General features: G+C 66.7%; 23 protein-coding genes. 13 read left to right on the top strand and 10 right to left on the bottom strand.

Annotated features, from left to right (window positions below; genetic code table 11):
• Positions 1 to 18: 18 nt before the first annotated feature.
• From BAY15_RS12435 to BAY15_RS12450, 4 genes are all read right to left on the bottom strand, one after another.
• Positions 19 to 942, bottom strand: a complete 924-nt coding sequence (locus BAY15_RS12435; RefSeq protein WP_068853109.1) for an RHS repeat-associated core domain-containing protein — start codon at positions 940 to 942, stop codon at positions 19 to 21.
• A 74-nt stretch (positions 943 to 1016) separates the two neighbouring features.
• Complete coding sequence (locus BAY15_RS12440) at positions 1017 to 1451, bottom strand: hypothetical protein (protein WP_068853112.1); 435 nt, start codon at positions 1449 to 1451, stop codon at positions 1017 to 1019.
• 141 nt (positions 1452 to 1592) lie between these two features.
• A complete protein-coding gene (locus BAY15_RS12445) occupies positions 1593 to 2405 on the bottom strand; it encodes an amidohydrolase (RefSeq protein ID WP_068853115.1) in 813 nt (270 codons plus the stop codon).
• Positions 2405 to 3553: a pyridoxal phosphate-dependent aminotransferase gene (locus tag BAY15_RS12450; protein WP_068853117.1), complete on the bottom strand. Its 1149-nt coding sequence runs from the start codon at positions 3551 to 3553 to the stop codon at positions 2405 to 2407. Before BAY15_RS12450 ends, BAY15_RS12445 begins: the two co-directional genes overlap by 1 nt.
• 103 nt (positions 3554 to 3656) lie before the next feature.
• On the opposite strand from BAY15_RS12450, the gene ccmA reads away from it, so the two are divergent.
• The 11 genes from ccmA to BAY15_RS12505 all read left to right on the top strand — a co-directional run bounded on the left by ccmA (position 3657) and on the right by BAY15_RS12505 (position 12435).
• Entirely contained in the window at positions 3657 to 4343 is a 687-nt protein-coding gene (gene ccmA / locus BAY15_RS12455) for a heme ABC exporter ATP-binding protein CcmA (protein WP_068853120.1), read from the top strand.
• On the top strand, positions 4340 to 5035 hold the full coding sequence (ccmB, locus tag BAY15_RS12460) for a heme exporter protein CcmB (RefSeq protein WP_068853123.1): 696 nt from the start codon (positions 4340 to 4342) through the stop codon (positions 5033 to 5035). Before ccmA ends, ccmB begins: the two co-directional genes overlap by 4 nt.
• Positions 5036 to 5126: 91 nt before the next feature.
• Positions 5127 to 5894, top strand: coding sequence for a heme ABC transporter permease CcmC (ccmC, locus tag BAY15_RS12465; protein WP_068853126.1), 768 nt, complete (start codon positions 5127 to 5129; stop codon positions 5892 to 5894).
• Positions 5891 to 6076, top strand: coding sequence for a heme exporter protein CcmD (locus tag BAY15_RS12470; RefSeq protein WP_068853130.1), 186 nt, complete (start codon positions 5891 to 5893; stop codon positions 6074 to 6076). The genes ccmC and BAY15_RS12470 overlap by 4 nt, the downstream gene beginning before the upstream one ends.
• The gene (gene ccmE / locus BAY15_RS12475) at positions 6073 to 6534 is read left to right on the top strand and encodes a cytochrome c maturation protein CcmE (protein WP_068853133.1); all 462 of its coding nucleotides are present in this window, start codon (positions 6073 to 6075) and stop codon (positions 6532 to 6534) included. Before BAY15_RS12470 ends, ccmE begins: the two co-directional genes overlap by 4 nt.
• Entirely contained in the window at positions 6535 to 8454 is a 1920-nt protein-coding gene (locus tag BAY15_RS12480) for a heme lyase CcmF/NrfE family subunit (protein WP_068853136.1), read from the top strand.
• 91 nt (positions 8455 to 8545) lie between these two features.
• Positions 8546 to 9070: a DsbE family thiol:disulfide interchange protein gene (locus BAY15_RS12485; protein WP_428999303.1), complete on the top strand. Its 525-nt coding sequence runs from the start codon at positions 8546 to 8548 to the stop codon at positions 9068 to 9070.
• A gap of 145 nt (positions 9071 to 9215) precedes the next feature.
• A complete protein-coding gene (locus BAY15_RS12490) occupies positions 9216 to 9650 on the top strand; it encodes a cytochrome c-type biogenesis protein (protein ID WP_208856149.1) in 435 nt (144 codons plus the stop codon).
• Complete coding sequence (locus tag BAY15_RS12495; protein WP_068854706.1) at positions 9644 to 10636, top strand: tetratricopeptide repeat protein; 993 nt, start codon at positions 9644 to 9646, stop codon at positions 10634 to 10636. The genes BAY15_RS12490 and BAY15_RS12495 overlap by 7 nt, the downstream gene beginning before the upstream one ends.
• A 68-nt stretch (positions 10637 to 10704) precedes the next feature.
• On the top strand, positions 10705 to 11817 hold the full coding sequence (gene metX / locus BAY15_RS12500; protein ID WP_068853144.1) for a homoserine O-acetyltransferase MetX: 1113 nt from the start codon (positions 10705 to 10707) through the stop codon (positions 11815 to 11817).
• A 3-nt stretch (positions 11818 to 11820) separates the two neighbouring features.
• Positions 11821 to 12435, top strand: a complete 615-nt coding sequence (locus BAY15_RS12505; protein ID WP_068853147.1) for a DUF1294 domain-containing protein — start codon at positions 11821 to 11823, stop codon at positions 12433 to 12435.
• A gap of 58 nt (positions 12436 to 12493) precedes the next feature.
• Here the strand turns inward: BAY15_RS12505 and BAY15_RS12510 are convergent, their stop codons facing one another.
• The 3 genes from BAY15_RS12510 to BAY15_RS12520 all read right to left on the bottom strand — a co-directional run bounded on the left by BAY15_RS12510 (position 12494) and on the right by BAY15_RS12520 (position 16449).
• Positions 12494 to 14044 (bottom strand): arylsulfatase, encoded by a 1551-nt coding sequence (locus BAY15_RS12510; RefSeq protein WP_068853150.1) that lies wholly within the window; start codon positions 14042 to 14044, stop codon positions 12494 to 12496.
• A gap of 243 nt (positions 14045 to 14287) precedes the next feature.
• Complete coding sequence (locus BAY15_RS12515) at positions 14288 to 15460, bottom strand: BamA/TamA family outer membrane protein (RefSeq protein WP_237334258.1); 1173 nt, start codon at positions 15458 to 15460, stop codon at positions 14288 to 14290.
• Positions 15461 to 15660: 200 nt separating this feature from the next.
• Positions 15661 to 16449 (bottom strand): OBAP family protein, encoded by a 789-nt coding sequence (locus tag BAY15_RS12520; RefSeq protein ID WP_068853155.1) that lies wholly within the window; start codon positions 16447 to 16449, stop codon positions 15661 to 15663.
• 182 nt (positions 16450 to 16631) lie between these two features.
• On the opposite strand from BAY15_RS12520, the gene BAY15_RS12525 reads away from it, so the two are divergent.
• Entirely contained in the window at positions 16632 to 17270 is a 639-nt protein-coding gene (locus tag BAY15_RS12525; protein ID WP_068853158.1) for a DUF6766 family protein, read from the top strand.
• A gap of 262 nt (positions 17271 to 17532) precedes the next feature.
• Entirely contained in the window at positions 17533 to 17811 is a 279-nt protein-coding gene (locus BAY15_RS12530; RefSeq protein WP_068853161.1) for a hypothetical protein, read from the top strand.
• Positions 17812 to 18222: 411 nt separating this feature from the next.
• Here BAY15_RS12530 and BAY15_RS12535 read toward each other — a convergent pair whose 3' ends face one another.
• From BAY15_RS12535 to cydD, 3 genes are all read right to left on the bottom strand, one after another.
• A complete protein-coding gene (locus BAY15_RS12535; RefSeq protein WP_141236188.1) occupies positions 18223 to 18555 on the bottom strand; it encodes a hypothetical protein in 333 nt (110 codons plus the stop codon).
• 619 nt (positions 18556 to 19174) lie between these two features.
• Entirely contained in the window at positions 19175 to 20845 is a 1671-nt protein-coding gene (gene cydC, locus BAY15_RS12540; protein WP_068853165.1) for a thiol reductant ABC exporter subunit CydC, read from the bottom strand.
• Positions 20842 to 22569: a thiol reductant ABC exporter subunit CydD gene (gene cydD / locus BAY15_RS12545; protein WP_068853167.1), complete on the bottom strand. Its 1728-nt coding sequence runs from the start codon at positions 22567 to 22569 to the stop codon at positions 20842 to 20844. Before cydD ends, cydC begins: the two co-directional genes overlap by 4 nt.
• Between the last annotated feature and the right edge of the window lie 128 nt (positions 22570 to 22697).

Raw genomic sequence — 22697 nt, forward strand, 5'->3', positions numbered from 1 at the left:
CGGGTTTTTTCTTCGTCGCTATCGGTTCCAGCCCCAATCGGCAATCTTGAAGTACGTAGCGTCGTGGTCGGGCGTGACGAAGACGGCATGGATACCGCCGTTGCGGCTGCCGCCGGTCACGATGCGCCAGTTTTCGTAGGGGTGCCCTTTGCCCCACATCACCGGATAACGGTGATAGAAGTTGCCGGTACGGTCGGGCGGAAGCAGCCCTTTGGGGTTGTCGAATCGTTTGGAGATTCCCACCTTTGAAGGGTCCGGAGTGGTTCCGCGCGGCCCGAACTGACGGATTTCGACGATTCTGTCCCGGACCGGCGATGGGAGGTCGCCCATGCGCTTCATCACCATGCCGGTCTTGTCGCGATGGATGACGCCCGTGGCGTCCGCCGGCGAAAGTGTCGGCGCCGCACCTTGCGCATTTGCAGGCGTCGCCCGCGCTGGAGTGCGCGGCGCCGCCGGTGCGGTGCGCGCGACCGGATTCCGCCAGGATGCAGCTGACGTGCCTGGACCGGGTGTGTTGAGATGCATCCGCTGATAGCGCCCGGCCATCCCCACGCCAGCCATCAACCCTACCGCTGCGATCGCCCCACCGATGATCCACGGAAGCGCGCTGCTGCCGCCGTCATCGCGGTCGCCTGCGCCGGCCGACGCCGCGATGCCCGCCCCGCCTACGCCTGCCACCAGGCCCAGCAGCATCACCGGCAGCGCGAACCGCCCGCTGGGGTCACCGTAGTTGAGAGGATCGCCGCCGCAGTAGGCGTAGGCGTTGATCCCGCCACGGCCGAACGGGCTGAGCCGGTCAGGACTATGGAAGCGGTGCAATACCGGGTTGTACACACGGCGGCCGTTACCCAGGATCTGCCAGTAGACGGCAGGTTCGTGCAGCTGGCCGTTGAAGCCAAGGCGCGTGAACCGGTTCGCGCGCGTGCTGGTTTGAAGCGACATGGATTCACCCCTCGCGTAACCCCCCCCAGGCGGAGATAGTGTCGGTGCGGTGGGTGTTTTTGGGGCGTGATGGGTCAGCGGCGTTCGATGGTGAAGCGGCTGCCGGCTACGCCGAGGTCCCAGCCCTTGCCGGTGCCTGCCAGGGCGAGCGATACGTCGCCCTTGGTGACGACCTGCGCGCTGCTGGATTTGTCCGCGCCGGCGTGGGCTTCGACGGCGGCGTAGGAGCCGATCAGGTCGTCGACCGAATAGGCGCCGGAGAACCTGCCCTTGCCATCGGTGATCTTGGACTTGCCAACGGTCAGGCCGCCGCCCTTGACGCTGATCTTGACCGGAATGCGCGCACCGTTGTCGCAGGTGATCGTGCCCGTGCCCGAGGCGGTCTTGTAGATCACCGACCAACCGGCCAGGGAGTAATGCAGTTCGCAGTCGATGTTGCCGGCGGCCTGCGCGGCCGGAACCGCAGCCATGCTGGCGAAGGCGAACAGGGCCAGGGAAAGCTTCTTCATAGCGGTGCGCTCGTACGGAGTGGGAACGAAGCCGAATCTAGCAGTGCCGGCGTCGCGCCGGCATGAGGCCCTTCCACGGCATGCAATCGCCATTCACCTACCGCCCGCCAACGGCCGCCGCAATGCCGCTCGATGTGCGGGTCAGCCCAGGGTAAAGGTGTCTGCGTCCAGCATCGCCGGGAAGCGGGCACGGTGCGCGGCGAGCGCTGCCGCGGAAATGGTGGTGGTGACCACCTGCTCGCGCTCGCGGATCTCCACCTGCGGCTGGCCGAGGAAATCGATCACCGCGCTGTCGCCGGCGTAGTGCAGGTCGTTGCCGTCCACGCCCACGCGGTTGACCGCGGCGACGTAGCACAGGTTTTCAATCGCACGCGCGCGCAGCAGGGTGCGCCAGGGATACGCACGCGCCGACGGCCAGTTGGCCACGAAGATCTGCAGGTCGAAGTCCAGGTCGTCGGCACGCTCCACGTTGTAGCGGTTGCGGCAGAACACCGGAAACCGCAGGTCGTAGCAGACCTGCGGATTGATCCGCCAGCCTTTCCATTCCACGCTCAGCCGCTCGCTGCCGGCGGCATAGCGCAGGTGCTCGTTGCCGTAGCGGAACAGGTGGCGCTTGTCGTAATACTGCAGCCCGCCGTCCGGCGTGGCCCACAGCAGCCGGTTGTACACGCCCTCACCCACCCGCAGCTGCACGCTGCCGGTCACCGCTGCGCCCAGCCGCGCCGCCTGCTCGCGGATCCAGGCCACCGTGGGGCCGTCCATGCCTTCGGCACGGAAGATCGCGTCATTGGAAAAACCGCTGGTGAACGTTTCCGGCAGGATCACCAGATCGGTCTGCCCGGCCAGCGGCGCCAGCAGCGCGCCGTAGTATTCGCGGTTGCCCTCGGGGTCATGCCAGCGCGTGTCGCCCTGGACCAGGCTGATGCGCAGATCGGGACAGTTGGCGGCGCCCATCACAGCACCTGCAGGCGTTCGATCGCCGCGCTGAGCGTGGCGTCGTTCTTGGCAAAGCACAGGCGCACCAGGCGCTGGCCTTCCGGCGCCGTCTCGTAGAACGGCGACAGCGGAATGGCGGCCACGCCCTTTTCGATGGTCAGCCACTTCACGAACTCGTGGTCCGGCAGGTCGCTGATGGCCGAATAGTCCACCAGCTGGAAGTACCCCCCCGGCACCGGCAGCGGCTTCAGGCGCGTGGTGAGCAGCTGCTCGCGGAACGCATCGCGCTTGGCCTGGTAGAACGCGCCCAGTTCCAGGTGGTGTTCCGGCTCGTCGCGGATCATCGCGGCAAAACCGTACTGGGCCGGGCCGAAGCTGGTGAAGGTGTTGTACTGGTGCACCTTGCGGAATTCGGCGCTCATCGCCGGCGGCGCCACCGCATAGCCGATCTTCCAGCCGGTGCAGTGGTAGGTCTTCCCGAAGCTGGAAATGACGAAGGCGCGCTCGCGCAGTTCCGGGTAGCGCAGCGCCGATTCGTGGCGGCGGCCGTCGTAGATGATGTGTTCGTAGACTTCGTCGGAAATCAGGTAGATGCCGGTGCCGCGCAGCACGTCGGCCAGGGCCTGCATGTCATCGGCGGTGAGCATCGCGCCGGACGGATTGTGCGGGGTGTTGACCATCAGCAGGCGGGTGCGCGGGGTGATGGCGGCGCGCACACGGTCCCAATCCACGGCGAAGGTCTGCGGGTCCAGCGGCACGTGCACGGCGCGGGCGCCGGCCAGGTCGATGGCCGGCTCGTAGCAGTCGTACGCCGGGTCCAGCACGATCACTTCCTCGCCGGGGCGGACCACGGCGTGGATGGCATTGAAGATCGCCTCGGTGGCGCCGCTGGTGACGGTGATTTCGGCGTCGGGGTCGATCTGGGCGCCATACAGGTCCAGCGACTTCTGGGCGATCGCTTGGCGCAGCGGGGCCACGCCGGTCATCGGCGGGTACTGGTTCAGGCCGCCATGCATGGCCTTGACGGTTTCATCGATCAGCCGCTGCGGCGCGGAGAAGTCCGGAAACCCCTGGCCCAGGTTCACGGCGCCGTGTTCGGCCGCCAGCTGGGACATCACGGTGAAAATGGTGGTGCCCACCTTGGGCAGCTTGGTCTGGGGGTTCATCGGCAACCGGGGGATCAAAGGCGGAGACCCCGAAGTGTACGAAATCTGGAGGCCGAGGCCTCGGCCATTGGGTTCGGGATCGATCCGCCGGTACACTGCGCCGATGCTGAATTCTTCGAATACCCCTCCGTTGCTGGCCGCGCATGGCCTGGCCTTCAGTCGCAACGATGAACCGGTGTTCGGGCCGCTCAACCTCCAGGTCGATGCGGGTGAGGCGCTGCTGGTGCAGGGCGACAACGGCGCCGGCAAGACCACCCTGCTGCGGGTGCTGGCCGGGCTGCTGCGCCCGGGCAGCGGGACGATCCAGATCGATGGGCGCCCGGCCGGGCACCGCGAGCGCGCCCAGTTCGTGGCGTACCTGAGCCACCTGCCCGGCCTCAAGCCGGACCTGGACACGCTGGAGAACCTGAATTTCCTGTGCGGCCTGCACGGCCGGCGCGCGCGGCAGATGCCAGGCAACGCGCTGGCCATCGTGGGCCTGGCTGGCTTTGAGAACACCTTGGTGCGGCAACTGTCGGCCGGGCAGAAGCGGCGGCTGGCGCTGGCCCGCATCTGGCTGTCGCCGGCGCCGCTGTGGCTGCTGGACGAGCCGTACGCGAACCTGGACCTGGACGGCATCAACCTGGTGAACCGGATGATTTCCGCGCACCTGCGCAGCGGCGGGGCGGCCCTGGTCACCACGCACGGCGCGTATGCGGCGCCGCCGGTGCGGACCCGGCTGGTGCATCTGGGGGGTACCGGCCAAGCCGTTGCCGGACACAGCCCGGTACTGCCGGAGGTGCGCGCATGATCGCACCTGGCACCGAGCCCGGGCTGTGGCAGACCGCACGCGCCCTGGCCGGGCGCGATCTGCGCCTGCTGTGGCGGCGCCGTGGCGATGCGCTGCAGCCGCTGCTGTTCGCGCTGCTGGTGGTGGTGCTGTTCGCCCTGGCCTTGGGCCGCGACCCGCCGTTGATGGCCAAGGTGGCCGCCGCCGTGCTGTGGCTGGCGGTGCTGCTGGCCGGACAGCTGTCGCTGGACAGCCTGTTCCGCAGCGACACCGAGGATGGCTCGCTGGAACAGTGGCTGCTGGCGCCGGTGCCGCTGGCCTGGCTGGTGCTGGTGCGGGTGCTGGTGCACTGGGCCACCACCGCCCTGCCGATGATCGTGGTGAGCCCGCTGCTGGCCGAAATGCTGCATCTGCCACATGACCAACTGCCGATATTGCTGGCATCGTTGCTGCTCGGCACGCCGCTGCTCAGCCTGATCGGCGGGGTGGTGGCAGCGCTGACAGTGAGCATCCGTCGCTCTGGTATTCTCGTGGCGTTGCTGGCGTTGCCGCTGTTCGTGCCGGTGCTGGTGTTTGGTGCAGGCAGTGTGGCCGCTGCCGCGCGCGGGCAGGATCCGTTGGGGGCGTTGCTGCTGCTGGGTGCCGGGTTGGTGGTGGCGCTGGTGTTGGCGCCGCTGGCGACTGCTGCGGCCATCAGGATTTCATTGAGTTGATGTGCAAGTGGATTGCGCTGCTTCGTTCGTCATGACACGCATGGCGTGTCACTACGTGTTTGTTGCTTTCTAGCTGGATAGCCATCGCTGCATGAATAGCCTTGTCCGCTGGTTCCACCAACTCGGTTCGCCCCCCACCTTCGACCGCTTCGCGTCGCGCTGGTCGCGTGTGTTCACCATCGCCGCGCTGCCGGTGCTGCTGATCGGCATCTGGCAGGGCATCTTCGTGGTGCCGGCCGAGCAGACCCAGGGCGACGCCTTCCGCATCATCTACATCCACGTGCCCAGCGCGTGGATGAGCCTGTTCGTGTTCGCGTTGATGGCGCTGTATTCGGCCATCGCGCTGGTCTGGCGGATCAAGATCTGCGAGATCCTGGCCATGGCCTGCGCGCCGATGGGCGCCGGCTTCACCCTCATCACCCTGCTCACCGGCAGCATCTGGGGCAAAGGCACCTGGGGCACGTGGTGGGATTGGGACCCGCGCATGACCAGCGAACTGATCCTGCTGTTCCTGTACCTGGGCGTGATCGGCCTGTACCACGCCATTGAAGACCGCCGCAGCGCCGCACGCGCGGCCGGCCTGCTGGCCATCGTCGGCGTGGGCCTGCTGCCGATCATCCGTTACTCGGTCGACTGGTGGGGTGGCCTGCACCAGCGCCAGTCGGTGAACGTGTTCGGCGAGAACGCCGTGCGTCCGGAGCTTATCGCGCCGCTGTGGTGGATGGTGGTGGCGACCAAGTTGTGGTTCGTGGGCTCGCTGCTGGCCAAGGCGCGTGCCGACAACCTCAGCCGCGAAGCCGGCAAGGCCTGGGTGGCGCAACGCCTGGGCACCGAGGCTGCCGGGGAGCTGCAACGATGACGCATGTCGGGTTCATTGCCGCCGCGTACGCGGTGTTCGTGCTGGTGCTGGCGGCCGACGCGCTGGGTTCCTGGCTGCGCCTGCGCAGCGCGCGTCGCCAGGCCCTTCAGCGCCAGCTGCGCCAGGCCGCGCGCGACCAGCGCACGCCGGGCACGCCGCTGGCCACGGAGCTGAGCCGATGACGCCGGTACAGCGCCGTCGCCTGGTCTGGGTGCTGCTGCTCCTGCTTGCATCCGGTCTTGCCACCACGCTGGTGGCGTTCGCGCTCCAGCGCAACATCGCCTACCTGTACACGCCTTCGGAAGTGCTGCGCGGCGAACAGGGCACCCAATCCAATCTCCGCCTCGGCGGCATGGTGGTCAAAGGCTCGTTCCAGCGCGCCGAAGGCTCGCTGGAGGCCCACTTCGTGGTGACCGATGGTGATGCCACGCTGCCGGTGACCACCTCGCGGATCCTGCCGGACATGTTCCGCGAAGATTCGGCCGTGGTCGCGCTGGGCACTCTGAAGAACGGCGTGTTCGTGGCCGATGAAGTGCTGGCCAAGCACGACGAGAACTACATTCCGAAGGAAGTGGCCGACAAGATGGGCGCGGCCCACACCAAGCACGACGTGCCGGTGCCCGCCGTGGAGACACGCTGAGTGCTGCCTGAGCTGGGGCAGGTGCTGCTGGTCTGTGCGCTGCTGGCCGCCCTGCTGCAGGCGGTGCTGCCGCTGTGGGGCGCGCAGCGTGGGCGCGGTGCGTGGATGGCCGTGGCCGTGCCGGCCGCCTTCGCACAGCTGGCGCTGGTGGCCGGCGCGTTCGCGCTGCTGACCGTCGCCTTCGTGCAGCAGGATTTCTCGGTGCGCTACGTGGCCGAAAACTCCAATACCCTGCTGCCGCTGGCGTATCGCTATTCGGCCGTATGGGGCGCGCACGAAGGCTCACTGTTGATGTGGGTGCTGGTGCTGGCGCTGTGGGGCGGCGCGGTAGCGCTGTGGTCCAAGCGCCTGCCAGACACCGTGCGCGCCCGCGTGCTGGGCGTGATGGGCATCATCAGCCTGGGCTTCATCGCCTTCCTGTTCTTCACCTCCAATCCGTTCGCGCGGCTGCTGCCGGCACCGCTGGAAGGCCGCGACCTCAACCCGCTGCTGCAGGACCCGGGGCTGATCATCCACCCGCCGATGCTGTACATCGGCTATGTGGGCTTTGCGGTGCCGTTCGCGTTTGCCATTGCCGCGCTGCTGGATGGCCACGTGGATGCACGCTGGCTGCGTTGGACCCGGCCGTGGACCAACGTGGCCTGGGGCTTTCTTACCCTGGGCATCGCGCTCGGCAGCTGGTGGGCGTACTACGAACTGGGCTGGGGCGGCTGGTGGTTCTGGGACCCGGTGGAAAATGCCAGCTTCATGCCGTGGCTGGCCGGTGCCGCGCTGATCCATTCGCAGGCCGTGACTGAAAAACGCGGCAGCTTCGCCAGCTGGACACTGCTGCTGGCCATCGCCGCGTTCGCGCTGTCGCTGCTGGGCGCGTTCCTGGTGCGCTCGGGCGTGCTCACCAGCGTGCACTCCTTCGCCGCCGATCCCTCGCGTGGCGCCTTCATTCTGGTCTTCCTGGCTTTGGTGATCGGTGCGGCGCTGCTGCTCTATGCGCTGCGCGCCGGCGCACTGGGCAGCGATGATCCGCGCCGTGGCTTCATGCCCACCTCGCGCGAAACCCTGCTGCTGGCCAACAACCTGCTGCTGGCCGGCGCCTGCGCCATGGTGCTGCTGGGCACCCTGTATCCGTTGCTGGCCGATGCGCTGGGGCTGGGCAAGGTCTCGGTGGGCCCGCCCTACTTCGGCACGCTGTTCATCGTGCTGATGGCGCCGCTGGTGGCGCTGCTGCCGTTCGGGCCGCTGGTGAACTGGCAGCGCGACCAGGCCTCGAAGCGGCTGGCGCTGCTGGCGCCGTGGGCAGGGTTGGCCCTGCTGCTGGGCGTGCTCGCCTGGTTCATGGCCCCGCAGGGCAAGCTCAAGGCCGCCGCCGGCGTGGCCGCAGCGGCGTGGGTTGCCTTGGGCACCGCGCGTTTCATCTGGACCCGCCTGCGTGGCAACGGCCGCTTCAACGCCGAAATGGTCGGCATGCTGCTCGCCCATACCGGCGTGGCGGTGTTCCTGGTCGGCGCGTTGCTGGTGGAAGCGCTGAACGTGCAGCGCGAAGTGGCGCTCAGCCCCGGGCACGACCTGGAGGTAAGCGGCTACACCCTGCGTTTTGAAGGCGTGGACCACCAGCAGGGGCCCAACTACGTTTCCGACCGCGGCCATGTCCGCGTGCTGCAGGGCGGGCGTGAACTGGCCCTGCTGCACCCTGAAAAACGCGCCTACGCCAGCGGCGGGCAGATCATGACCGAAGCCGGCATCCATGCGCGCGTGCGCGGCGATGTGTACGTGGCGCTGGGCGAGCCGCTGGGCAACAATGCATGGGCCGTGCGCGTGCATATCAAACCCTTCGTTCGCTGGGTCTGGCTGGGCGCATTGCTGATGGCGCTGGGCGGCTTCGTCACCGCTGCCGACCGCCGCTTCCGTCGTTTCCAGGAGTAGTACCGTGTCCGATCCCCGCCCCGCCTCCCGCCCGCTGCCTCCCGTGGCCATCGTCATCGGGGTGCTGTTCTTCTTCGGGTTGCTCGGGTTGATGGTGTACGGGGTGATGAAGTCCGGCGCGCCCGACCGCGACATCCTGCCTTCGGCATTGATCGGCAAGCCCGCGCCGGCGTTCGCGTTGCCGGTCCTGCACGACCCGTCCATCACCGTGCACAGCAGCGAACTGCGCGGCGCGCCGTATGTGCTGAACGTGTGGGGCAGCTGGTGCGCGGCCTGCCGCGATGAACACCCGATCCTGACCCGGTTTGCCGAAACCAAGCGCGTGCGCGTGATCGGCTACAACTGGAAGGACGAACCGGCCGATGCGCTGCGCTGGCTGGAACAGCTGGGCAACCCGTTCGTGCTGGTGCTGAGCGACATCGAAGGCCGCACCGCCATCGACTGGGGCGTGACCGCCGCGCCGGAGACCTTCCTGGTCGACGCGAGCGGCGTGGTGCGCTGGAAGTACAGCGGCGCGCTCACCCAGCGCGTGATCGATACGAAACTGCTGCCCGAGCTGGAAAAGCTGGAGCGTGCCAATGCACAACCGCGTACTACGCCGCCTCCGGCGAACTGAGCCCGCGGTTGGCAGACGCACGACCAACGGTCGTGCGCTACCGGCCGACGGCGCGCAATGGCTACCGAGCGGTAGCGCACGACCGTTGGTCGTGCGCCCGGCAACGCCGGCATCAGACGGGCGCGCCATGCCTACGCTCTTCGGCCTGCGGGTTGCTCTGGTGGTAGCGCTGCTGCTGATGCCGGCACTCGCGCTGGCACAGGCCGTATCCGACCCGACCCCGCTGCAGTATCGCAACGCTGCCGAGGAGGCGCGCTTCCATGCGCTGGCCGCAGAACTGCGCTGCGTGCAGTGCCAGAACCAATCGCTGGCCGATTCCAACGCGCAGATCGCCCATGACCTGCGCCGCGAAGTGCTCACGCTGATGCAGCAGGGCAACAGTGATGCGCAGATCAAGCAGTTCCTGGTGGAGCGCTACGGCGAGTTCGTGCTGTACCGCCCGGCCATGGACACGCGCAACAGCCTGCTCTGGTTCGGCCCGCTGGTGCTGGTGCTCGGCGGTGCCGGGGTGCTGGTGTGGGTGGTACGCCGGCGCAGCCGCCAGGTGCAGCCCATGGGCGAAAGCGAGGAGCGCTGGTGAGCGAATGGATGCAGGTAATTGCCGGGCTGTGTGCCGCCGTGGTGGCGATGGTGGTGCTGTGGCCGCTGCGTAGCAGCGGGAAGCGCGCGCCGTTCGTGGCGGCGGTGATCGCCATCGGCGTGGCCGGCGTGGCGTTGTACCTGCTGGTGGGCACGCCGAAGGCCGTGGATGTCGCCGCCGACGAGGGCCCGGCCACGCTGCAGCAGGGCGTGCGCGAGCTGGAACAGGCGCTGGAACGAGAACCGCAGCGCGCCGATGGCTGGGCATTGCTGGGTCGTTCCGAGTTGGCGCTGGGCAACACCGAAAAAGCGAACCAGGCGTTTTCCCGCGCCGTTGCGCTCGCTCCGGATGAAGCGCCACTGCTGGTGGAAGCGGCGCAGGCGCGTGCACAGGGCGATGCGGGCAAGCAGTTCGATGACACCGCATTGCAGTGGTTGAAGCATGCGCAACAACTGGACCCTTCCAGCGAGCGTGCGGGTTGGCTGATCGGCATTGCGCAGCGCCAGCGCGGGCAGGATGCTGAAGCGGCCGCTACGTGGGAAGCACTGCTGCCCCGCCTGGAACCGGCGGCGGCCGCAGCGCTGCGCGAGCAGATTGCGATTGCGCGGGAGAAGGCGGGCATGCCGGCGCCGGCGGGTGCCGATGCGACATCGGTGGGGCTGGATATCGAGGTGACGCTGGATCCGGCTTCTGCGGGCAAGGCGTTGCCTGCCGGCACGCAGGTATTCGTGATCGCACGAGTGCCCGGTGGGCCGCCGATGCCGGTGGCGGTGGAGAAGCATCCGGCGACGGCGCTGCCATTGAAGATCCGCCTGGACGACGCCGACAGCCCGATGCCGACGGCGAAGCTGTCCTCGCTGAAGGACGTGGAGGTGTTCGCGCGGCTGTCGGCCTCGGGCACCGCCAGCCGGCAGGAAGGCGATGTGGATTCGGAGGCAGTGCGGGTGACGTTGCCGCACAAGGGCACGATCCGATTGGTCCTGTAGATCCTCGCCGGTACGAAGCGTCCCAGCCGTGACACGGCGCCGTTGACCTGCCCGGTTAGAATGGCCCCATGACCGAATTCATCCCGCCCGGCACCCGCTACCACGCCCTGCCCTCGCCCTTCGCGTTCAAACGCGGTGGGCAGCTGCCAGGCGCGCATGTGGCCTACGAGACCTGGGGCACGCTCAACGCCGATGCCAGCAATGCCGTGCTGATCGTCACCGGCCTGTCGCCCGACGCGCATGCCGCCGCCAACGACGGCAACCCGGCGGCCGGCTGGTGGGAAGGCATGCTTGGCCCGGGCAAGGCCATCGATACCAACCGCTGGTTCGTGGTGTGTGTGAACTCGCTCGGCAGCTGCAAGGGATCTACCGGCCCGGCCACCATCAACCCCGCTACCGGCGAACTGTACCGGCTCAACTTCCCGGAACTGTCCATCGAAGATGGCGCCCGCGCCGCCGTGGACGTGGTGAAGGCGCTGGGTATTGCCCGGCTGGCCTGCGTTATCGGCAACTCCATGGGCGGCATGACCGCGCTGGCGGTGCTGCTGCTGCACCCGGGCATCGCGCGCAGCCACATCAACATTTCCGGCAGCGCACAGGCGTTGCCGTTCTCCATCGCCATCCGCTCGCTGCAGCGCGAAGCGATCCGCCTCGACCCGCAGTGGAACGGCGGCCAGTACACCGACCAGCACTATCCGGAATCGGGCATGCGCATGGCGCGCAAGCTGGGCGTGATCACCTACCGCTCCGCGCTCGAGTGGGATGGTCGCTTCGGCCGCGTGCGTCTGGATTCGGACCAGGCCGATGACGATCCGTTTGGCCTGGAGTTCCAGGTCGAGAGCTACCTCGAAGGCCACGCGCGCCGCTTCGTGCGCTTCTTCGACCCTAACTGCTATCTCTACCTGAGCCGCTCGATGGACTGGTTCGACCTGGCCGAATACGCCGACGGCGATGTCATGGCCGGCCTGGCCAGCATCAAGGTGGACAAGGCCCTGGCCATCGGCGCCAACACCGACATCCTGTTCCCGGTGCAGCAACAGCAGCAGATCGCCGACGGCCTGCGCGCGGGCGGTGCCGATGCGCAGTTCATCGGGCTGGACTCGCCGCAGGGGCACGATGCGTTTTTGGTGGATTTCGAGCGGTTCGGGCCGGCGGTGCGTACGTTCCTGGATGCGCTCTGAGCCATGCGGCAACAGGGCAGGCTCAGCGAATGGAACGACGCGCGCGGCTTCGGCTTCGTGCAGCCCAATGGTGGGGGTGATCGCTGTTTCGTGCATATCCGCGCCTTTGCCGCGCGCGACCGGCGCCCTGCCCTGAATGATGTGATTACCTACGATGTACAGCGCGATGGGCAGGGCCGGCTCAATGCGGTCAATGTACGTTTCGCGCTGCAGCGTGATGGGCTCAGGGCCGGCACTGCGGCCAAGGGCAACGGCGGGCCCGACAGTCTGCCCCGACGCACCATCGCTCTGCTGTTCCTGGCGGGCGTGGCCGCTGCCAGCTTGGCGGGCTACTGCCCACCGTGGATTGTGGTGGCGTATCTGGGCCTGAGCGCCCTCACCTTCCTGTTTTACTGGCACGACAAGAGCGCCGCCCAGCATGATCGGCGGCGCACGCCCGAGAGCACCCTGCAGGCGATGGCACTAGTCGGAGGGTGGCCTGGAGCATTGCTGGCGCAGGCTACCCTGCGCCACAAGAACCGCAAGGCTTCTTTCCAGACCACCTTCTGGGTGGCCGTGGTGGTCAATATCGTGGCGATGGCGTGGATTGCCGGCGGTGGGTTGTCCATCGCCGGGTGACATGGTCGGGGCCGACCAACGGTCGGCGCTACCGGGAGGGCTTGCGACGGCGGGCTGGTTACTTTCCGGCGACGGCGTCGTTCAGTTTCTCGATTGCCTGGTCGGCGGTGAAGGTGTTGGGCTTCTGAATCTTGGGGAAATCCTTGAAGGTCTCGTTGAACTTGGTCAACAGCGCGATGGCGCCGTACACGATGTAGACGTGGTTGATGTACCAATCCCAGTAGGTGTTCGAGGTGACATCGGCGAACTCGTACGGGTCGGTGCGCAGGTTGTAGATCTTGGGAATTCGCATGGGGGTGAACGGTTCGCCCCAGACCGCCATGGTCCCTTTGCAGCGCTGCTCGATGAAGCTCACCTTCCAGTTGTCGTAGCGGATGCCCAGCGTGTCGCCGTCGTCTGAGATGTAGACGAACAGTTTGCGTGGCGAATGGTCGGCCTTGCCTGTCAGGTAGGGCCACAGGCTCACGCCGTCGATGTGGTTCTTGTAGGTGCGCCCGATGGCCTTGACGCCCTTCTTGAGGTCGTCCACCACGGTCTTGTTCCCCGCCACTTCCAGGAAAGTAGGCAGCCAGTCATGGTGCTGCACGATTTCGGTGGAGATGGTGCCCGGCTTGATCTTCCCCGGGAAGCGCGCCACCAGCGGGATGCGGAACGCGCCTTCCCAGTTGGTGTCCTTCTCGCTGCGGAACGGGGTCATGCCGCCGTCCGGCCACGAATTGCGGTGCGGGCCGTTGTCGGTGGAATACACCACCAGGGTGTCGTCGGCGATGCCCAGCTCGTCCAGGTAGTCCAGCAGCGAGCCCACGTTCTTGTCGTGGTCGATCATGGTGTCGTGGTACGGCGACTGCCAGCGACCGGCCTGGCCCAGGCTTTCGGGCTTGGTGTGGGTGATCAGGTGCATGTGGGTGAAGTTCACCCAGGCGAAGAACGGGGTGTCATCATCAGTGGCCTGCTTGATGAAGCCCTTTGCGCGTTCGGCAAAGTCGTCGTCGCAGGTGACCATGCGTTCGCGGTTGAGCGGGCCGGTGTCTTCGATCTTCTGCTTGCCCACCTTGCCCCAGCGCGGCTGCTCGGTCGCATCGTCCTTGTCGGTGGCGAAGCTGTGGATCACCCCGCGCGGCTTGACCGTGGCGATGAAGTCACCGAACTCGTCTTCCGGGAAGTAGTCGTACATCTCCGGCTCTTCTTCGGCATTGAGGTGGTACAGGTTCCCGTAGAACTCATCGAAGCCGTGGTTGGTCGGCAGCATGTGGTTCAGGTCGCCCAGGTGGTTCTTGCCGAACTGGCCGGTGGTATAGCCCTCGTTCTTCAGCAACGCGGCGATGGTGACGATCTTCTCGTTCATGCCGATCGGCGCGCCGGGAATGCCTACCTTCGACAGGCCGGTGCGCAGCACGCTCTGGCCGGTAATGAACGAGGAGCGCCCGGCCGTGCACGATTGTTCACCGTAGGAATCGGTAAACATGATGCCTTCGCGCGCGATGCGGTCGATGTTGGGGGTCTGGTAGCCCATCAACCCGTGCGAGTAGCAGCTCAGGTTGGAGATGCCGATGTCATCGCCCCAGATGACCAGGATGTTGGGCTTTTTCTTCTTGGTGGCGGTGGCCATCGGGTTCTCCGGGAGCGCTTTGGCGGGTCCTTGGATGATCCCTGCGGGGCTGGGGGGCGACCACCGTGTTTCTACTTATGTTGGCTAAGTAATTCTGTCCCGTCGGTGTGTCGGCTGCGGATGCCGTGTACCGACCAACGGTCGGTACCTACCGGGGCCGTGTGCCGACCAACCGTCGGTACGGGGCGTGGATACGCATGGCGTGGCGCCGCCGGTAGGTACGGACCGTTGGTCCGTACGGCGTCAACGCCACGCGCTGCCTACCTGCACGTAGACGGTGTCGTCTTCCGGGCCGAAGGCGTAGTCCAGGCCGACGTAGAGCCCCAGCTGGCGCGCGATCAGGTAACGGCCGCCGACGCCCTTGGCGACCTGGCTGGTGGCACCGGAGAAGCTGCCGTGCTCGCCCCAGGTGCGTCCCGCCCCCACGAAGCCAATGGCCGCCCAGCGCGGGGTTAGGTTCCAGCGCAGTTCGGTTTCCACCGTGGCAGCGCGCGTGTCCTGGTAACGTGCCGAGCCGATGCCACGCAGGTCGATGTACGGCAGACGGTAGAACGGCACGTCACCGCCCACCCAGCGCACGTCCACCCGCCCCCCCAGGACCAAGCGCTTGTCGGCCAGCGGAAGGTAGCCGAACGCATGCGCGCGGTAGCTCTGGAAGTCGTTGTCGCTGCCGATGGCGTTGTCGTAGAAGTTGCCTTCCAGCATGCCCAGCCAACCGCTGTTGGGGGTGAACGAATTGTCGCGCTGGTCGTACTGCAGCGACAGCCCAAGCCCGGAGGTTTTCCGGTTCAGCTCGTGCGGCTTGAAGTATTGTCGGTCCGAATCGACGTCGAAGCCGATGTCCAGGTCCATGTAGACCCATTGCAGGCCCAGGAACAGCGACTGGTCGCCCAGGCGCCGGGCAATCTTCTGGAACGCCATGTAGCCGTCGGAGCTGTAGCCGATGCCCACTTCCGGCAGCAGGTTGCCCGGCGTGTAGAAGTCCAGGTTGAACGAGGATTTGGCAACCCCACCGGTGTAGCGCCAGCGGTCGTCCTTGAAGTGCAGCATGGCGCCGGCCCCGTAGGCCGTGCTGCCGTTCTCGGTCTTCATCCCGGCTACGCCGTAGATATTTGGCGGGATCATCTGCTTGCGGCCATCGGCCGCGGTGCGTTCCAGCGCTGCGCCCTCCGGCCTGTGGAAGAACGCGAGGGCCACGCCGCCGCCGTAGCCCACGGCCGGGTCGCTGATGATCACCGGCACCGGCAGGAAGCCCTTGCGGTCGAGCAGCCAGCGCGACATGTCGAAATGGCCGTCGTGCGGGTCCTTGAACATGCCGTGGCGGGATGCGGCCGGGGCCGGCGCCGTGGTGTCCGGCACTGCCTGCTGCGCCAGTGCGGGCGCAGCCACCACGCAGTGCAGGAGCACTGCGGCCACCGAACCTGCCTTCCATCCACGCATATCGTGCTCCCGGACGCTTCATCCCGTTCCCGGACAACACTGACAGACCCGGCCACCTTCCAGCCACGGCCGTTCTACGTAGCAGCCCTAAGTACAACTACCGAGAACAGGCGGAAACATCGCAGCGTCGGTGCAACACGGAAGATGGCTGACGCACCGCGCTCCCTAGGCGCCTTTCAGCCTCCCGGGCCAGTCCCGGACGTCGCGTTCTTGTCCGCCTCAGGGGGCGCGTGCCCATGCCCACCGGCCGAATCCTCGATCTGGATGACCCGCCCCTTCTGCCAGGCATCCGCGCCGCCATCTACCGGCGGTGCAACGATATCAGCCCGACGCTCGCGCTTGTCCTGGCTGCTCACGCCCAGCCGGTCGTCCCGTGCAGCGACCATCTGAGGGTCAGCCTGCCCATCCGCCGTGAATCCCATCATCAGCTGCGGCATGCCACGCGGCAGATCCTTGTCCAGATCGGTATGCCAGGTGTGCCAGGTTTTTCCGTAGGTATGTATGAGCTTCTCCATCAACGCATGCTCGGCCACCTCCGGAATGCCGGGCGCAACCAACTGCCCCGATTTCACTTCGTGCACGTGGCTGTGCCATAGCGCCTTTTCCTGATCGGGCAAGGCGGCAAACAGCTTGGCGCTGATGATGTACTCCACCCCCATCAGCTTGGCGTCTTTAACGTTGCCGTCGTAGATCGTGCACTGGATGACATCCTCATTGAGGATGGAGCAGTAGTGGTGCGCCTCCATCTGCACCTTCATCTGGCCATTGTAAAAATGAAAGCCATCCAGATAGGCGTTGATGGCCTCGATCGGCGGCCGATCCTGCAACACCGCGGCACCCGTTTCGAGCACCTTGGTTTTGGCGGTTTCTTCCGCGCCAGGCGCCTGGACGTTGGATTCGGTGTTGCCGCCTCCACATCCGGCCAAGGCAAGCGAGATGGCACCGCAAATGATGGATCGACGCATGGGAGGCCCTCCGGGGAAGCCCCTGCATCGTGTCCCGTCGGATGTAACGTCGGGAGCATGGCAGCGTGATACCTGGATAAAAGCGCGGAGGAGTTCACCAGGGGCGCAACCCGCTGTTCCTTCACCTCCCCACCCCACACGCAGGACTAACGTCGATACGGATGATTTGAGGCTGTGTAGTCATGTGGAGGAGAAACGGTCTCTCGATTGTGCTGTTCCTGTTGCTTGCCTCCTTCCTTGTGGGCCAGGTGTGGACAGGCTTCCTCAGCCATAACCAGGAACTGCACGAGGCCCACCGCGCCGGCTTGGACCTGTGGGCCTACCTGCACAGCGGCCATTTCGTAAGTGCCACGTTCGAGAACTGGGAAAGCGAGTTCCTGCAGATGGGCATGTACGTGCTGATTACGGTCAGACTGCGGCAAAAGGGCTCTGCGGAATCGCGCCCGCTGAAGGGGGAGGAGGAGGAGGAACGCATCCTGCCCGGCCCGCCCCCCTGGGCAGTCCGGAAAGGCGGTATCTGGAAGCTCCTCTACGGTCACTCGCTGGCCATCGTCTTTTCCATCCTTTTCGTCGGGAGCTTCTTCCTGCATCTGGCCGGGAGCTGGCGCGCAGCGGTGGATGAGCAGGTCGCCCGGGGCCTGCCCGCCCCTACCTGCTGGGGGCACCTGTGGAGCAGCGGCTTCTGGTTTGAATCCTTTCAGAACTGGCAGAGCGAGTTTCTCGCGGTCCTCGCGCTGGTAGTGCTGACGATCTTCCTGCGCCAGAAAGATTCGCCCCAGTCCAAACCCTTGGCTGCGCCGCACAGCCAGACGGGGGACTGAACCCCCGGCCAGCCCACTCACGCGAACCGGCGTTTGCCGGATCGTTACAATGGGCCTTACGGTGGAGAACTCCTGGGGAGGGGTGAACGTGGACCAGTTGCCCAGCCCGAAAGACGCTCCAAACGACGAGTCCCGGCAGTTCGCACGAGCTGAGACTCTGCCAGACCTTGCGCATGCGAATCGCATATACAACTTGGGTCCAAAGAGGTTCCTGCCATAGGATTGACACGCCGAGGCAACCTACCATCTACCGGGGGAACAAATGGACATCGAATCGAGGCTGGCAGTTCTCGAACAAAACCTGATGGAACGGCTAGCAGCGGAAATCGCGCAGGATGCTGTTCTAGACGCGTTGATAGCAACACACCCTGATCAACGGGCGGTTCGAGATGTATACCAGGCCATTTCTGCATATCGTTTAACGCAATTCGGCGACCTGGGGTTCGAGCAGCAGGCACCCGCAAAGAGTGTCGCTAATGTGTTTGGACTGCTTCGTGAGCAGTTCGACGCTTGGCAGGGGAAGCTCTCGGCGGACATCTGACCGCAAGCCAGCAATTGCACAGCTGGCAGGCGAGTCGACCACGCCCGGCCGCGGCCAACACCCACGCCGGCACGACGGGTTCCCAGCTTAGAACTATTTCGCCATCGTCTCTCCCATCGCCGAGCGCTGGATCCAGCTCATCCCGGAGCCGCCTTTGTAGCCATCAGCGTGCTGAATTGCCGGGTCCTCAAGCGCGTTCTCGAGGGAGGGGGGCAGCCCCAGCAGCTGCTGCGAGCGTTGTTCATAGTAGTTCAGCTTGGCCGAGTCGAATTCGGCATCACGTACGCGGTCATACGAAGTTGCGCACGGGGTGGCCCGGTCCTGGTGACCACCCCAGCTTAGCTGGGGTGGGCGACGGTGTGGTGCGTACGTCGGATTGGTGGACAGATCTTTGCAAAGCAGGGCCCGGTACTACGGGTTGGGTTGCTGGCCTTGTCTCTCGAGGCGGGCTTTCTGCAGGCGGCCCATCTGGCGGACTTTGGGAATGGCCGGGTCAGGTTCGGGCTCTACAGTGAGCTGTATTCCGCCGGGAATAAGTTCCAGCTTCAGGCGGGCGCCTACGTCCAACCCTGCCCTGCGCATCCAGAGGCCACGCAGTTTTACGCAGGGGATGGGGATGTCATCGTATTCGCCATTGCCGCCGGGGTGGTACAGGGCCTCGACGCGGACGCGGGCGGGCTGGCTCACGTGAAGCTTGCGTTTGGGAAGTTCGGAATAAGGGGTGTCAGGCCGGGAACTGTGCATGGTGGACCTCCAATAGGATCTCCCTCGCCGGATGGCGAGGGAGTCGGGAGGCTGAGAACCGTAACAAGATCCGGGCATGACGTATTCCCACGAGGGTATTTTATTCCGTCACCCTCCCGACGCAGGACGTCGAGCGTGTTGCACTTGTTAGGAGTTTCTCAGGCTCCGAGCGCACACCATGCGTTGGAGCGAAGCTTAGCTCCAATTGTTTCTCTCTTCAGTTCGGCTTGCTTCAATTGAGCCTGTCTACCGTGATGCCGTGATGCGCCTGATCGCCGCCAATTGCTTGCGGCAGGTCGCGTTCCGGATGGAACCGCATCACGATGCGCGTTGAGCAATGGGTGGCGTCGTGGGGATGTTGGCGCCGGAATGGGATGTCACATCTGGCATGGAGTGCGCGGTTGATCTGGCGTCCATGCGTTAATGGGCCGGTCGTTGTTATCGGCGGTCGTCTTGCGACCGACCCTACCGATGCGTCGGCCGGCCGGATGTGGCGGTAGGGTCGCATCCCTATCGACCGCCGATGGCGGGTCACCGCGCGATGGGGCATGACGCTTGGAGCAAAGGTGGTTGCGTTTTGGCGTCCATGCATCAATTGCCGACCATCCTGGAGCTGGCGTTACGACAACCTGCCTTCGCGCAGATGGTAGCTGCGGTGCACGATGCCTTCCGGCAGTTCGTCGTGGGTAATCATCACCAGGCTTCTGCCGTGCAGCGCCGCCACCATGTCATGCAGCAAGGCATGCGCGGTATCCACATCCAGGCCTTCAGTGGGCTCATCCAGCAGCAGGATGGGCGAGCCACGCAGCAAGGCGCGCGCCAGCGCCAGCCGACGTGCCTGCCCGGCCGACATCGTAGCGCCGTTCTCGCCCACCCAGGCATTGAGCCCGCCGATCTGCGAAGCCCAGGTCTGCAGCCGCACATCAGCCAGCACCTGCCACAGCCGCTCATCAGTGGCCTGCGCATCGCCCAGCCGCAGGTTGTCGGCAATGCTGCCGGCGAACACAGGCGCGCTCTGCGGCAACCACGCGATCTGTTTGTGCCACGCGTCCTGGGCGACGTTGCGGATGTCCTGCCCGCCGTACAGCACGCGTCCTTCGTCGGGGTCCCACAGGCGCAGCAGCAGCGCGGACAAAGTGGTCTTGCCGCTACCGCTGTCACCGCGAATGGCAATGCGGTCACCGGGCGCCACGGTGAGCTGTACGCCCTCCAGCAGCGCCCTCGCCTGCCCCGGCCAACGGAATGCCACCTGTTCCAGCTGCAGCGTGGCTGCCTGGGCAGGCAGTGCTACCGGTGCCGTTGCATCCTGCACCCCCGGCGGCTGGTCCACGATGCTTTCAAGCCGTGCCGCTGCCACGCGCCCGGACAGCCACGACTGCCAGGCCAAGCCGATACCGGCCCACAGCTCAATCAGCGCCACGGTGAGAAACACCAACGCCGCCGCCAACGCCGCATCAATCGCGCCGCGCTCGAACCCGCTCAGCGCCACCCACAGCATGCCGACCAGGCCAACCGAGGCGCACAGCCCGTGCAGCGCGTTGCCGCCCACCAGCCGCCAGCGGCGCCGGCGGTCGCGCGAGCGCAGCTGCTTGGCCGCGACCAGCACGCGCAGGTTCCAGTCTTCGCGCGCATGAAGTGCGGTGAGGTCGGCGGCGCCTTCCAGCCCTTCGAACGCCTGCGTGCGCAGCTGTGCACGGTGCAGCGCGCGGTCGCGCTCCTGCCCGCCGGCGCCGCGCACGGTAAGCCAGGGCACGCCCACGCCGATGGCCAGCGCCAGCACAGCCAGCAACAACGCGGCCGGCGGGTAGATCAGGCCGGCGGAGAACACGGCCACCAGCGAGACGCCGTCCAGGGCCAGCAGTGGGCCGATGGCACGCACCAGCAGGCCGTCCACTTCGCCGATGTCCGACATCAGCCGTGCAAGCAACTCGCCCGTACGTATACCGGCCAGCCGCGCCGGAGCCAGCGGCAGCGCGCGGCGGAAGAACCACACGCGCAGGTCGCGGGCGATACGCAGGGTGACGTCGTGCCCGACCAGTTTTTCGAAATAGCGCGAGACGATGCGCGCCATGGTCAGGCCACGAATGCCGGCCGAGGGCGAGAAGAAATTGAACCCGCTGCCCAGCCCGGCCGCACCGGCCAGGGCTGCGGCGGTAAGGAAGCCACCGGACAGCCCGAGCAGCGCGGTGCCGGCCAGCATCGTGGTCCACAGCAGCAGCACGGTGAGCAGCAGGCGGCCGCGATGGCGGGTGAACACCTGCTTCAGCGAATCGTCGCGGTGCGGGCTCATGCCGGCTCCTCCGTGGTCTGCGCGCGGCCACTGGCGGTGAGCACCAGCCGCGTGTCGGCCCAGCGCATGGCGGTGTCGCTGTGGGTGGCGATGACCACGGCGCGGTCGCGGGCGAACGCGGCCAAGGTCTGCAGCAGCGCAGCTTCGGTGTCAGGATCGAGGAAGGCGGTGGGTTCATCCAGCAGCAACAACTGCGGGTCGCGCAGCAGCAGCCGCGCCAGGCCGATACGCCGTGCTTCGCCGCCAGACAGGCCGAAGCCACGTTCGCCGATCACGGTGTCCAGGCCATCGGGCAGGTGCGCCGCAAAGCGCATCACCTGCGCCGCTTCGGCTACTGCGTGCAGGCGCGCGTCGCTCACGCCCGGGTCGGCCAAGCGCAGGTTGTCGGCGATGCTGCCATGGAACAGGTACGGGCGTTGCCCGGCGTAACCGACCTCCAGCCCCGGGCGCAGCACGATGCTGCCCTCGCGGGGCGGCAACCAGCCGGCCAGCGCTTCCAGCAGCGTGCTCTTGCCGCTGCCGCTGGGACCTACCAAGGCCAGGCGCTGGCCCGCCTCGATGTGGAAGGAGAGCTGCTGCACCACGTCGTGCGAGGCGCCCACCGGGCGCAGCACCAGGTTGCGCACCACCACCGGCGGCGCATGCTGCTCCAGCAGTTCCGGCGCGCGCGCGGCTGGCGCCGCGTCTTCGGCGGAGGCAGCGGCCGGTAGCTCGCCCAGCAGGCGCTCCACTTCCGCAGCGGCGGCCAGTGCGTTGGCGCGGTCGTGGTAATGCGCGGCCAGCCGCCGCAGCGGTGCGTAGAACTCCGGCGCCAGCAGCAGGCAGAACATGCCCGCGCCCAGGGTGGGCACGGCGGCATGCAGCGACATCAGGCCGAGATAGCTCAGGCCCAGGTACAGCGCGACCATGGCCACGCTGACCGAGGCGAAGAACTCCAGCACGGTGGAGGACAGGAACGCGATGCGCAGCACTTTGAGGGTGCGCTCGCGCACGCCTTCGGCGGCGGCGGCCACGCCTTCCAGCTCGGCCTCGCCACGGCCGTACAGGCGCAGCAGGCCCAGACCCTTGATGCGGTCGGCGAAGTGGCCGCTCATGCGCGCCAGCTCACCGAGCTGGGCACGGCCGGCGGCTTCCGCGCCCCAGCCCACCAGCATCATGAAGAACGGCACCAGCGGTGCGGTGAACAGCAGGATCAGCGCCACCACCCAGTCCACGTACGCCACGGCCAGCAGGATCAGCAGCGGCACGACCACCACTTCGATCCGCACCGGCTGGTAACCGGCGTAATAGCTCTCCACCGCGTCGGCATGGGCCAGCATCAGTTCGCCGAGCTCGCCGGTACGTTGCTGGCGCAGCCACAGCGGCCCCAACCCCAACAGCCGGCGGTACACCCGCTCGCGCAGGGTCAGCCGGGCCGCATCGGCCACATCGCCGGCGGCGGCCTGGGTGGCGCTTCCCAGCAGGGCCCGCACCGCCAATACCGCCAGCAGGCCCAGCAGCACCGGGGTGGCGGCGGCCACGGGACGGTGCTCGACCAGCACCGCCTGGATCAACCAGGCAATGGCCGCGGCCTGCCCGATCAGCAGTCCGCCGGACATACATATGCATAGCGCGGCCAGGCGCTGGCGGCTGCGGGCGCTGGCAGCCAGCCCATTCAGCCAGTGCAGGCGCTGCCGGCGCAGGGCGGTGGTCTCGATGGCGGACGCGTCGGGGGGTATGCTCAAAGCGGATCACTGGCGGCCACAGGGAGGTACCGACCATTGTAAGGGGCGCCGGCCTACCCTCCCGGTGCGGCGCGCGGTCGCAGGTCGGATGCCTACGATCCCCCTCCCTGCCCGTTCGTACATTGATC

The sequence above is a fragment of the Stenotrophomonas rhizophila genome (assembly GCF_001704155.1).
GTDB classification, from domain to species: Bacteria; Pseudomonadota; Gammaproteobacteria; order Xanthomonadales; family Xanthomonadaceae; genus Stenotrophomonas; species Stenotrophomonas rhizophila_A.